A 12308-nucleotide genomic window follows, 5' to 3' on the forward strand; every position below is an offset into this window, starting at 1 on the left:
CACAGACCCGCCACAGGCTGGCCTGGGCGGGGCGGACGGGTACCCTTTCCGTCAGAAGGCCGCGCTGGATCAAGGCGATGGCGGCAAACAACAAGGGGCGGTGACTATGGGTAAGCGGCATTTCGGATGCGTGTTGGCCCTGGGCGCAAGCATGGGGGCCGCGATGGCCGCCGCCACGCCGGCCCGTGCCGGCGATCGTGAGGCGGCCCAGGCCATGGTGGACACCCGCGCCGCGGTGGAACAGCCCAAGATCATCGCCTGGCGCCGCGACATCCATGAGCATCCCGAGCTGGGCAACCAGGAGACGCGCACCGCCGCCCTGGTGGCCAAGCACCTGAAAAGCCTGGGGCTGGAGGTGCGCACCGGTGTCGCCAAGACCGGCGTGGTGGCCGTGCTGAAGGGCGGCAAGCCCGGCCCGGTCGTGGCCCTGCGCGCCGACATGGACGCCCTGCCGGTGGTGGAGCAGGTGGACGTGCCCTTCGCCTCGAAGGTGAAGACCCAGTACAACGGCCAGGAGGTGGGCGTGATGCACGCCTGTGGCCACGACACCCACGTCGCCATGCTGATGGGCGTGGCCGAGGTGTTGGCCGGCATGAAGGACCAGCTGCCCGGCACGGTGAAGTTCATCTTCCAACCGGCGGAGGAGGGCCTGGCCAAGGGCGAGGTCGGCGGCGCCGAGCAGATGTTGAAGGAAGGTGCTTTCGAGAATCCCAAGCCCGACGCCGTCTTCGGCGTGCACGTCATCTCCACCCTGCATGCCGGCGACGTCGGCTACCGCCCTGGTCCCTTCATGGCGGCGGCGGATGAGTTCGTCATCACCGTGCATGGCAAGCAGAGCCATGGCGCCCTGCCCTGGACCGGCGTCGACCCCATCGTCACCGCCTCGCAGATCGTGCTGGGCATGCAGACCATTGAGAGCCGGCAGATGGAGGTGATCAAGGAGCCGTCGATCCTCAGCGTCGGCAGCATCCACGGCGGCAACCGCAACAACATCATCCCCGACACGGTCACCCTGAACGGCACCATCCGCACCTTCGATGAGGGCATGCGCGATGACATCGACAAGCGCCTGCGCCGCACCGTGGCCGGCATCGCCGATGCCGCCGGCGCCACCGCCGACGTGGACATCATCAAGGGCTATCCCGTCACCATCAACAACCCGGAACTGACGGCCAAGATCGTCCCCACCCTGCAGCGGGTCGCGGGCAAGGACCATGTGAAACTGATCGACAAGGTCACCCCGTCGGAGGACTTCTCCTTCTACGAACAGCAGGCGCCGGGCGTGTACCTGTTCGTGGGCATCACCCCGCCGGGGACGGAGCTGTCCAAGGCCGCCTCCAACCACTCGCCCAAGTTCTTCGTGGACGAATCCGGCCTGATCGTCGGCGCCCGTACCCTGGCCCATCTGACGGTGGACTACCTGTACGGGCTGTAACGCAACGGAGGCATGACGGGTCGCGGCGGCGGGGCCGCTTCCCTGGGGCCGGAGGCGGTGCGAAGATGCCCGCCCGTTTCCGTTTATGACTTGGCGCCCATGTCTGACGACACAAAAGAATCCGGCGACACGAACAACCCCGCCACCCTGCTGGTCCATGCCGGCCGGAACCCGCTGGACAATTACGGCGTGGTCAACGTGCCGCCCTATCGGGCCTCCACCATCCTGTTCTCCTGCCTGGACGAGCTGGAGGGCCACGATCCCGAGCATCGCGCGCCGCGCTACGGCCGCCGCTCCACGCCCAGCAGCCTGGCGTTCGAGGACGCCGTGGCGGCGCTGGAGGGCGGGCATCGCGCGGTGGTGGCCAGTTCCGGCCTGGCCGCCGTCACCACCGCCCTGCTGGCCTATGCCGAGGCCGGCAGCCACTTGCTGGTGGCCGACACCGTCTACGGCCCGTCGCGCGACTTCTGCGACAAGGTGCTGACGCGCCTGGGCGTCACCGTGGAGTATGTCGACCCGCTGATCGGCGCCGGCATCGCGCACAAGCTGCGGCCGGAAACCGCCGCCATCCTGCTGGAATCCCCGGGGTCCCTGACCTTCGAGGTGCAGGACGTCCCCGCCATCGCGCGGGCGGCCCACAACAGGGGGGTGGCCGTGCTGGTGGACAGCACCTGGTCGGCCGGCATCTGCAGCAAGCCGCTGGACCTGGGCGCCGACGTCGTCATCCACGCCGCCACCAAGTATTTCGTGGGCCATGCCGACGCCACGGTGGGTGTCATCGTCGGCACGCGGGAGGCCTGGCAGCGGGTGAAGAACACCGCCCTGCAGCTGGGCCAGAACGTGGGTGGCGACGACCTGTACCTGGCCATGCGCGGCATGCGCACCCTGCCCGCCCGCATGGCCCGCCACCAGGAGACGGCGCTGGCCCTCGCCCGGTGGCTGAAGGGCCGGGAAGAGGTGCAACGCGTCCTGCACCCGGCCTTCACCGACTGCCCCGGCCATGACATCTGGCGGCGCGACTTCTCCGGGTCCAGCGGCCTGTTCACGGTGGAACTGAGGAAGCAGCCCCGCGCCGCCGTCGCCGCGCTGGTGGACGGCATGTCGCACTTCGGCATCGGCTTCAGCTGGGGCGGATTCAAATCCCTGATCCTGCCCACCGACCCACGCAAGATCCGCACGGCCGTCCCCTGGACCGGCACCGGCACGCTGATCCGCCTGCATGCGGGCCTTGAGGATGCCGACGACCTGATCCGCGACCTGGAACGGGGTTTGGACCGGATGAAGGGAGCCGCCGCGTGAGCACCGAGATTTCGTATCCCCTGCCCCCGGCAACCGTCGAGTCGACGCTGGCCGCCATCCGCTTCGACGCCAACGGCCTGGTGCCAGCCATCGCGCAGCAGCATGACACGGGCGAGGTGCTGATGATGGCGTGGATGAACCGCAAGTCCGTCGCCGAAAGCCTGGCCACCGGCCGCGCCTGTTACTGGTCGCGCTCGCGCCAGTCCTTCTGGCGCAAGGGCGACACCTCGGGCCAGGTGCAGCACTTGCGTGAGTTGCGCGTGGATTGCGACGGCGACACCCTGCTGCTGCTGGTGGATCAGGCCGGTGTCGCCTGCCATACCGGCCGCCGGTCCTGCTTCTACCGCGCGGCGACGGCGGACGGCCTGTCCACAATCGCGGATGTGGTCACCGACCCCCTGGTCCTGTATCCGCCGCATGGCCACAAGCACGAGACAACTTAGCTAAAAGTCCAGCAATCGTTTCCGGTTTCCAGTATTGTCCAATTGACGGTAATTCATTGGTCGCCGTCGGTTGGACAACGGGATTGGTGGTGGGGTCCGGTTCGGTTTTTGGGTGGAACCGACGGATCCCCGTGGGGGAAGACCGGTATGACTGGCGCTGTTCAGGGGGCTGGTGGCGGACAGGGATTGTCATCCCCGCGCCCCCCGGGGTTGGCGCAGGCCACCACCCTGTTCGCGGTGCCCACCACACCGTCGCAGCACGCGGCGGCCTTCCTGGTGGGCCTGGCCATGCTGGCGCTGTTCCTGATCGGCGCCATGGGGGCGAAGACGCCCGTGGGCAACATTCCCGGCCTGCTGCCCGCCTACGCCGTCATCATCCTGGTCACCGACCTGCTGACATCGTTCCTGATCGCCAGCCAGTTCCTGCTGTCGGGCAACCGCGCCTTGCTGTGGCTGGTGGGCGGCTACGCCTATTCCGGCATCATGGCGGTGCTGCAGGTGGCGGCCCTGCCCGGCGCCTTCGCGCCCCTGGACCCGGACGGCCCGCTGTCGCAGTCGGCGCTGTGGCTGTACACCGCCTGGCACATGGCCTTCCCCCTGGCGGTGCTGGGCTTCGCCCGGCGGCAGCGCCAGGCCCCGCCGCCGGTGGCGGCCGACGCGCGCAAGACGCTGGCGCTGGGCGTGGGCGGGGGGGCCGTGCTGGCGGCGGGCCTCACCCTGGTCGTCGTGCTGTTTTCCATAGACCGCTGGCTGCCGCGCGTCACCCTGGTCAACACCTACAACAACGACGTGGTGGTCAAGGTCATCTACGTGGCCATGCTGCTGATCAACTTCTGCACGCCGGCCATCCTGGTGTCGGTGACCAAGGTCCGCACGGTGGGCCATCTGGGACTGTTGATCTCCACCGTCGCGCTGGCCATGGACACGCTGCTGAACGGCCTGGGGCTGGCGCGCTTCACCCTGGGCTGGTTCCTGGCCCGCGCCGACGGCGCCATCGCGTCCAGCGTCGTGCTGCTGCTGCTGCTGGCGGAAATGGTCAGCCTGTACCGCCGCGTCCATCTGATGAACGGCCAGCTGAACGCCCAGCGCGAGCGCCTGCTGGCCCTGACCGGCGACCTGGACCGCGCCCGCCGCACGGCGGAGGAGGCCCGCTTGGTGGCGGAACGGGCCAACGCCGCCAAGTCCGACTTCCTGGCCAACATGAGCCACGAGATCCGCACCCCCATGAACGGTGTCACCGGCATGGCGCAGATCCTGCTGGACACCCCGCTGACCACCCAGCAGCGCGGCTATGCCGAGATCATCCGCGACAACGCGGACGCCCTGCTGGGCGTCATCAACGACATCCTGGACATCTCCAAGCTGGAGGCCGGCAAGGTCACGCTGGAGCGCCTCCAGTTCAACCTGGATGAGTTGGTGGACGGCGTCCTGGCCATCCTGGGCCCCAAGGCGCGCGACAAGGGACTGGAGATTGGCGCCCTGGTGCACGAGGGTGCCATCGGTATGTGGTGGGGCGACCCCACGCGCATTCGCCAGGTGCTGCTGAACCTTGTGGGCAACGCCATCAAGTTCACGGCCAAGGGTGCCGTGTCGGTGGACGTCAAGCTGCTGGGCGATGGCGCCGCCATGCCCGAACAGACGCGACGCCTGCGCGTCACCGTGCAGGACACCGGCATCGGCATCGACCCGGCGCAGGCCGGCAAGCTGTTCCAGATGTTCGAGCAGGCCGACAGCTCCATCACCCGCCGTTTCGGCGGCACCGGCCTGGGCCTGGCCATCAGCCGCCAGCTGGTGGAACTGATGGGCGGCAGCATCGGCGTGGAAAGCACGCCCGGCGAGGGGTCCACCTTCTGGTTCGACATTCCGCTGGAACGGGCGGCGGCGCCCAGCCGCGCCGTCCAGCCCCTGGGTGACCGCCTGCGCGGGCGGCGCGCCCTGGTGGTGGACGACACCCCCGTCAACCGCCTGATCCTGGTCCATCACCTGATGACCTGCGGCATGGCGGTGGATGAGGCATCGGGCGGAATCCAGGCCCGCAACCATCTGCTGCGGGCCATGGCGGCGATGGACGGGGCCCTGGAGGGCGCCTGCGCGGACGGCAACCAGGCCACCCTGCCCGACGTCATCCTGATCGACCACCACATGCCTGAACTGGACGGGCCCGGCCTGGCCGCCTGGATCCGGGCGGAGCCGCGCCTGGCCGGCGTCCGCCTGCTGCTGGCCAGTTCGCTGGAGGCGCCGGCCGGGCGTGAAAGCCTGTTCGATGCCGTGGTGCCCAAGCCCATCCGCCGGCCCCAGCTGCTGGAGGCGCTGGCCAAGGCCTGTGGCCTGCGCGGCGAATTGGCGGACACCACCGCCGAGCCCCGCGCCGCGCCGCCCACCACCGCCGCCACGGGCCGCATCCTGGTGGTGGAGGACAACATCACCAACCAGACCATCGCCTCGGTCCTGCTGGAAAAGGCGGGATACCAGGTGCAGATCGCCGAGGACGGGGCGCAGGCCGTGCGCGCCTGCCTGCAGACCCGCTTCGACCTGGTGCTCATGGACGTGCAGATGCCGGTCATGGACGGCATCGAGGCCACCCGCCGCATCCGCGCCGTGGATGGCCGCGTGCCGCCGATGCCCATCATCGCCATGACCGCCAACGCCATGGCCGGCATGAAGGAGGAGTATCTGGCGGCGGGCATGGACGATTATGTGTCCAAGCCCTTCAAGTCCGACCGCTTCCTGGAGACGGTGGGCCGCTGGCTGGCGGAGCGCGCGCCCCAGGCGGTGGCGGAGCCAGACGAGACCACCCTGCTACTGGAACCCAGGGTGTTGGCGCGCCTGGAACGGACGGTACCGCCAGCGGATTTTCGCGCCCTGGTCGACGGCATCGTCAGCCGCGGCCGCGCGCGGCTGGACGCCGTCCTGGACCTGACCGCCGCCGACGCCACCGAGGCGCTGCGCGAAGCCACGCGCGACCTGGCGGTGATGGCCGACAGCTGCGGCCTGGTGCAGCTGGCCGGCCGGGCCCGCCAGCTGGGCGACAGCCTGGCGCACCCGGACGGCGGAGCGGACGTGGCCGGACAGCTGCGGGCGCTGGCCGACCTGGGCCACCGCTCCTGGGATGCCCTGCGCCAGCGTTTCCTGGGCGTGCCTGTTTGACGCGACCGCCGCGCCACTGAAAAAAACGGCCCCGGGGGGTAGGGCCGCTTTTCTTCATCTGGGCCGGGACCCACTGATCAGAAGCGGAACTTGCTGACGAAGCGGGCGTCATAGCCGATGAAGCCGCGACGGTCTTCGCCGCCCAGCTCCAGCGCGATGTCGGAGTAGCGGTTGCCACCCTGCACCGTGATGCGGGCGATGGGGCCGCCGCCGACCACCGACTGGGGCATCAGGGTGAAGCTGGACCCGCCGGCGAAGCTGGCGGTGGTATCGCCCGGGCCGTCGCCGAACACCTGCTTCCACCCCACGGTCAGCGATGGCTTCCACTGGAAGTCGCCACCCAGCTGGGTACCGAAGGTCAAGGCGGCCTCGGCATTGCCCTGCTGGCCGGTGCGTTCGTCGATCTTCAGGTTGAAGCCGTCGCTGCCGCCGCTTTCCTGATGGGCGCCGTCGGACAGCACGAAATAGTCCAGGGAGGCGGTGGGCCGCACGAACATGAAGCCCAGCGACTGCTCATACCCCAGGCCGAAATGGGCGTCGCCCAGATAGCCCGACCAGTGGGCGCTGGCGTCACGCTCGAACGCGGCGCCGTTATCGTCCGTACCGCTGAAGACGCGCTTGCTGGAGAACCGGATGTAACCGGCATTCAGGCTGGCGCTGGCCATCAGCCCGCCGTACCGGTCGCGCCAATAGGCGCCGCCGGTGAAGACCTCGCCCTTCACCTGGTTGCCGCTGGAGGCGTCCGGGTCGTTGACGGCGGTGATCATGTAGGAGGAGGACAGGCCGACGATGCCGACATTCTCCATGGATTTCTCGTAGCCGCCCATCAGCGCCACGCCGTTGCCGTTGTAGCCCGGGCCCTGGTCGCGGTTCTGCGACACGGCGAAGCCCAGTTCCTGCACCCAGGCGCCGCGCTTCTCATCCCTCATGGCCACAGTGGGGTCGGCCTCGGTGCGGGCCAGCGCCATCATGCCGCGATTCAGCAGCTGGAAGGGGCCGCCGTTATAGTCGGGCAGCATCTTCTCATAGAGATTGCCGAAGCTGCTGGCGCTGGTGGCGTTGAAGAAGGCCTCGCCGATCTGGGTGTCCTTGTCGAAGGCGCCGTAGACGGCGTTGAAGGCGCCGGCGCCCACGGTGATGCCCGCCTCGGCCGCCGTGCGGCGCGCCACGTTCACCGTCACGGTGCCGGCGGTGGTGTCGGTGGCGATGTTGGCCTTGTACCAGTAGGACACGTCACCCAGCAGCGACTGGTCGACGCTGCCCACGCTCAGGCTGCTGGCCTTGATGACCGTGAAGCTGTTGCTGTCGGTGACCTTGCTCTTGAAGATCAGGCCGATCTTGGTGCCTGAAGCCAGCGAGGCGGCGCCGGAGACGTTGAACAGGGTGTTGGTGTTGTTGGCCGGATCGGCGCTGAAGTCGATCTCGCCACTGGATCCCACGGTCAGCGAGCGCATGTTGACGGTCGTGGTGCTGCTGTTGCGCAGCTTGCCGTTGGTGACCGTGGCGGCCAGGGTGCCGTCGCTAGTCAACGCGCCGGAGTAGACCGCGCCACCGTCGATGGTCAGCGTATTGGTGCCACCGCCGAAGGACAGGGCGCCGGTGACGGTGCCACCCGTCAGGTTGACGGTGGCGTCGCCCGAGCCCAACAGGATGTCACCGGTGATGGTGCCACTGTTGTTGATAGTGACGCCGACGGTATTGGCCCGCAGGTCCAGGGCGGTGGCCGTGCCGGTGATGCCGGTGTTGTCCGTGGATTCCGACACCTTCGCCAGGATGGTGCCGCTGTTGGTGATCTGCGTGACGGTGCCCGACCCGTCGTAAATGGCGACGGCGTTGCTGCCCACGGCGGTGGTGGCGCCGGCATAACCGGTGGCGTAGGCCGCGACCGTGCCGCTGATGATCAGGCCGTTGACGTTGGCGCCGCTGCCGATGGAGATGGCGGTCGCCTTCGAGGATTGCGAGGATACCGTGGTGCTGATGGTGCCGGAAACGGTGATGTTGTCGGGAATGGTGGCGCCCGACCCGATCGACAGGCCGGTGGAGTCCGCCTTGTAGGACAAGGTGGTCACGGTACCCGTCAGGTTGATGCCGCCATCCACCAGCACCGTCCCGCCCGTGCCCCCGATCTGGACGCCGGTCGTGCTGAACCCGTCATAGACGCCGTTGGCGGTGACACCGCCCGCCAGCAGCAGGCCGTGCGTGTCGCCGGGAACGACGCCCAGTTCGACCTCACCGTTGGCACTGCCGATCACCACCGCCGGAGCCGAGCCGTAGGAGATGATGGAGGACGTCGATTCCAGGTTCAGGCCACCCGTCACGGTCGAGGAAATTCGCAAGGCGGCGCCGCCCTGCAGTTCGTCATTGGCGGTCAGCGCCGCGAAGCCGGCGGTGGTGGTGGGGCGGGTGGTCGACAGATAGCCGGTGGACGTGACGGAGCCCGATACCTGCACCGTCCCTTCCGTCACGCCGTCCAGCGCGACGCCGACCGAACCGGTGCCGAGCACGCTGACGGTCCCGGAAATCAGGATGGTGCCGGCCGTGGCCGCCGTGGTCCGGATGCCGTAGGAATTGTTGCCGGTGACCGACACGGTGCCGCTCATCGTCAGGCTGCCGTCCATCTCGGTCGCCACCAGGATGCCCGCGCTGTCGTTGCCCCGGACCGTAATGGTGGCGGATGTGTTGATGTCGCCGGTGAACACCCCCGCGCCCGAAACCCAGATGCCATAGCGCCGCTCGGCCGAGGTCAGGGGGATGGTGGAGCTGACGCTGCTGTCGGTCAGCGTCAGGGTGCCGCTGAGACTGACGCTGCCGGTGGTGCCCCCTTTCACCAGGATGCCGGTGGTGTCGTCGCCGCCGGTGATGGAGATGGTGCCGGAGCTGCTGATGGTATTGTTGCTGTCCAGCGTCACCGCCGTTCCGCTGGACGGGCTGACCGTCCCCGTGATGGTCAGGTCGCCGGCGGACGAGGTCGCCACCCCGCTGGAGCGGGTATCGGAAATCGTGGTCGCCGCGTGGAGGTCGGTCAGGGCGGCGAGGCACAGGGGCGCGGCGGCCACCGGCGCGAGAAGGCGCTTCATTTGCGGAGAAATCCTGCCTGTTCAGACGAATTAAAGGGTGTTTGGCCGGTACACCGGCTGGAAATGACGGGACTGGGCCGGAGTGGCGCGCGGGGGATTGGAGTCCATACGGACCGGGTTACACGGCCCGGTCGTCGAAACCCGGCGGGTGCTTTTCAAAAAAAATTCCCACCATCGCCCCCATCGGCCAATTTGCCGCAGCCCGGCCGCGCCTATCCTTCCGGACCGGCGGCGCGCGATGGGCGAAGGATATTTGCAACTGGCGGCGGCGCGGACACCTGGCGTAGAGTTCCCGCGTCCCCGCCTGCCCGGAACGCGAGCGCATGAAGGAACTACGCTGCATCGTCTTCACCGACCGCGAGGTGGTGAGCGCCATCACGGAACGGCGGCGCAAGCTGAACGACGCCTTCCCCGAAGGCGATGTCACCAACCTGGAATACACGGTCAACCGCGGCGTCACCGCCCGCCTGTCCGTCACGCTGAACGGCGCCGCCAACGACGTCGCCATCCCGGAGCAGGAGCTGCAGGCGGCCTTGGTGGGCTATTGCATGTCCCGCAACGTTCCGCTGCCCGTCGTGGCCGACAAGGCCCTGTACGTCATCAAGGGGCGGGCCACCCTCATGATCACCATGAATTTCAAGAAGCCGGCGCGCCTGGTCGTTCTGGGGGTGGAATGATCCACGCGGTGCCAGGACCCTGGGTATGAACAGAAAAAGGGCGGCCCCTGGGGACCGCCCTTTTTCCGTATCCGTCGCCGCTTGCACCGGGCCGGCGGGGTGGGGTCCGGTGGCCTTTTGCCACGCCGCCCCCGTCCCCGCCGTCGCCGTCGCCGATTAGAACAGCTTCAGGATGGCCTGCTGGCTCTGGTTCGCGAGCGACAGGGTGGTGACACCCAGCGACTGGCGGGTCTGCAGGGTCAGCAACTCGGCGCCGGCCTGATTCTGATCGACCTGCACCAGGCTGTCGGCGCCGTCCGACAGGACGTTGTTGAAGGCGTCGGTGAAGTCGGACCGGGTCTGGATGACGTTCAGGTTGGTGCTGAGCGTCTGTCCGGCCGACCGCAGCTGGTTCGTGGCATAGGTCAGCTGGGCCACCGCGGCATCGATGTCCGATCGGTCCAGGAAGTCGTTCTGGGCATAGTCGAGACGCAGGCCCTGGCCGTCGGTGGTGACGTTGGTGGACTTCACCGTCAGCGAGTTGGTGTTGGTCTCGTTGAACTGCACCGACAGGTCGTTCTGCGTGTTCGCCGCCGTCTGCTGCGTCGTCGTCATGTTGGCGAAAGCGCTGGCCGACGCCGCCTGCATGATCTTGGTCGGGTCGACGTTGATACGCACCGTGCCCGTGGTGAAGGACATGGCGTTTTCGCCGTCCGCCAGCTTGCCGCTGCCACGATCGTTGTCGCCCGAGCGGGTGATGGACACGCCGTTCAGGTCGGTGGCGGTGACGGCGACGTCCACATCCTTTTCGACGGTTGAGACGCCATTACCCGATGTTCCCAGGGCCTCAAGGGTGGTGCGATCCACCGTGAACGACACCACGGTGCCCGAGGAGAAGGACACGGAGATGTTCTTCGTCAGGGCGTTGGTCGCCGAGGTGCCCAGGGTGAAGGTGTTGGCCGTGCCCGTGCTGCCGGGAGCCGTCAGCGTGAAGCTGTTGACGCCGGTGCCGGGAGGCGTGACCGTGAAGCTGGACAGCGAGCCGCCGGCGGCGGTGGCGGCGCTGATCCTGCCGGCCAAGCCGGCGGCGATGTTGGCTTCGCGGGTGGCCGCGTCCGGTGCCGCCACGTCACCGGCCGACGCGGTGTAAGTGAAGGAGGTGCCGTTGACCGTGGCGGTGAAGGTGTCGCCCTGGTCGACATTGCCGGTGATGCTGATGGTCGACTTCTGGGGGGTGCCGGAGACGCCCGCGGTGGTCAGGGTATTCGAGGCAGCCTGGGTGTTGTCGAAGAAGGTGATGGACCGGGATTCGGTGCCTTCCGTGATCACGGCCGTACGGGTCTGGCCCACGGCGCCGCGCATTTCGATCGACACGTCGGAGAAGTTGCCGGCGGTCGAGCTGAGCTTGCCGGAAACCTTCAGGCCGAACAGGCCACGAGCGGTTTCGGTGGAGGCGATGTCGCCGGCGCTGCCCGAGATGTCACCCGTGCCGGAGACGCGGATGGAATAGGTGTCCGACGTGGTCACATTGGTGACGCGGCTGTTGGATAGGCCGGTGATGGAGTTGATGGTCGCCCGCGACACGGAGGTGGCGTCAAAGGTCTGGCCGCTGCCGGCCAGCAGGTTCTTGCCGCCGTAGCCGCTGTCGGCGGCCAGCTTGTCGATCTGGTCCTTGATGGCGTTGAACTGGTCGGCCAGCGACTTGCGGGTCGCGATGGCGCCGGGATCGTTGCCCAGGTTGGAGTAGGCCGAGGTCGTCAGGCCCTTGGCCTGGTCGATCAGCTTCTGGATGGAGGTGATGCCCTGGTTGCCCGCCTTGATGGTGCTGACGGCCTGACCCATCGCATCCTTCAAGGTGGACAGGTCGCTGGCGCGCTGGTTCAGCCCCTGCGCGGCGAAGAAGGCCGTGGGGCCATCCAGCGCGCTGTTGATCTTGTTGCCCGTGGACAGTTGCGCCTGGAGCTTGTCGATCGAGCTGTTGGTGTTCTGCAGCAACAGCAGGTTGGAACGCATTGCCGAAGAAAGGGCGACTTGAGAGGACATCATCTATCTCCTTTTGAGCTGCCGGAGGGCGGCCGTTTGGGCCGGTCTGATCCTTCTGGCGAGAGCAAGCTGCTGGTCCCATGCCACCGGAGAGCACCACCCGCCCGCTGCCGGGGGGGCCTAAGTCCCCGTCTCCGGGCGGCAACCCGTTCCTGCCGACATGGCGGGACGGATTGGTCCGGGGTTGCCCGGGGGCGCTACGCTGGCA

Annotated in this window: 7 protein-coding genes; 5 read left to right on the forward strand and 2 right to left on the reverse strand. The window is 68.0% G+C overall.

Annotated elements, in window-relative coordinates; genetic code table 11:
• The first annotated feature begins 151 nt into the window (after positions 1-151).
• From UAA55_RS10040 to UAA55_RS10055, 4 genes are all read left to right on the forward strand, one after another.
• Complete coding sequence (locus UAA55_RS10040; RefSeq protein WP_322952557.1) at positions 152-1435, forward strand: amidohydrolase; 1284 nt, start codon at positions 152-154, stop codon at positions 1433-1435.
• A gap of 99 nt (positions 1436-1534) precedes the next feature.
• Complete coding sequence (gene metC / locus UAA55_RS10045; RefSeq protein ID WP_322952558.1) at positions 1535-2734, forward strand: cystathionine beta-lyase; 1200 nt, start codon at positions 1535-1537, stop codon at positions 2732-2734.
• Positions 2735-2754: 20 nt separating this feature from the next.
• The gene (gene hisI / locus UAA55_RS10050; protein WP_416235205.1) at positions 2755-3177 is read left to right on the forward strand and encodes a phosphoribosyl-AMP cyclohydrolase; all 423 of its coding nucleotides are present in this window, start codon (positions 2755-2757) and stop codon (positions 3175-3177) included.
• Positions 3178-3324: 147 nt separating this feature from the next.
• Positions 3325-6324, forward strand: a complete 3000-nt coding sequence (locus tag UAA55_RS10055; protein WP_322952559.1) for a hybrid sensor histidine kinase/response regulator — start codon at positions 3325-3327, stop codon at positions 6322-6324.
• A 77-nt stretch (positions 6325-6401) separates the two neighbouring features.
• Here UAA55_RS10055 and UAA55_RS10060 read toward each other — a convergent pair whose 3' ends face one another.
• Positions 6402-9401, reverse strand: coding sequence for an autotransporter outer membrane beta-barrel domain-containing protein (locus tag UAA55_RS10060; RefSeq protein ID WP_322952560.1), 3000 nt, complete (start codon positions 9399-9401; stop codon positions 6402-6404).
• 323 nt (positions 9402-9724) lie between these two features.
• Here UAA55_RS10060 and UAA55_RS10065 point away from each other — a divergent pair, with 323 nt between their 5' ends.
• Positions 9725-10078 (forward strand): hypothetical protein, encoded by a 354-nt coding sequence (locus UAA55_RS10065; protein ID WP_322952561.1) that lies wholly within the window; start codon positions 9725-9727, stop codon positions 10076-10078.
• 156 nt (positions 10079-10234) lie between these two features.
• Here UAA55_RS10065 and UAA55_RS10070 read toward each other — a convergent pair whose 3' ends face one another.
• Positions 10235-12100, reverse strand: a complete 1866-nt coding sequence (locus UAA55_RS10070) for a flagellin N-terminal helical domain-containing protein (protein WP_322954437.1) — start codon at positions 12098-12100, stop codon at positions 10235-10237.
• Between the last annotated feature and the right edge of the window lie 208 nt (positions 12101-12308).

Source organism: Nitrospirillum guanabarense (genome assembly GCF_034653355.1).
GTDB lineage: Bacteria > Pseudomonadota > Alphaproteobacteria > Azospirillales > Azospirillaceae > Nitrospirillum.